This window comes from Arthrobacter sp. B0490 (genome assembly GCF_002929355.1).
Classification (GTDB): Bacteria; Actinomycetota; Actinomycetes; order Actinomycetales; family Micrococcaceae; genus Arthrobacter_D.
On record NZ_PJIR01000098.1, the window covers coordinates 1 to 642 of the forward strand.

1 protein-coding gene is annotated in these 642 nt (G+C 65.1%); it reads right to left on the bottom strand.

What is annotated here, in order from left to right:
• A partial coding sequence (locus CXQ97_RS20955) for a Tn3 family transposase (protein ID WP_146069743.1) occupies positions 1 to 642 on the bottom strand: 642 nt, incomplete at both ends.

Consider the following 642-nt stretch of genomic DNA (forward strand, 5'->3'; position numbering starts at 1 on the left):
AGCGGGTACCGCCGACATCGGCCAGCCGCGGACTGAAGTGGTAGCCAAGTAGGCGGAAGAGCCCGAACACCACATCGCTGTAGGCCCCGGTGTCGGTCATGATTTGCGTCGGCTGCAACTCGGTCTGCTGTTCCAGCACGACCGCCAGCAACACCAGGCTGTCGCGCAGCGTGCCGGGCACGGTGATGGCGTTGAGGCCGGAGAATTGGTCGGAAATCAGGTTGTACCAGGTGACACCCCGGCCGGTGCCGAAATACTTCGGATTGGGGCCGGCATGCACGGTGCGCACCGGTACGACGAAGCGCATGCCATCGGCGGAGGCGACCTCGCCGCCACCCCAGACTTGGGCCAGTTCCAGTTGGCTTTGCGCTCCGACCAGGATGGCGTTAGCCGCTGACAGGGTGTCGTCGCGGATATAATTCTGGCTGACCCAGGACAGCCGGTCACGGCGCAGCGCCGGGTTGTCGGTGCGGATCAAGGGCTCCAGGCCGGTGTTGCAGGCCCCGCCCAACAGCAGCGCGCAGAGGCTGGTGACCAGGTTGTCGGCGCGTGCATTGCGTTCGGAGACATGGGTGAAGGCCTCGGAAAAGCCAGTGCGGGCGGCGATTTCCAAGAGGATTTCCGGCAGATCGACACGCGGCA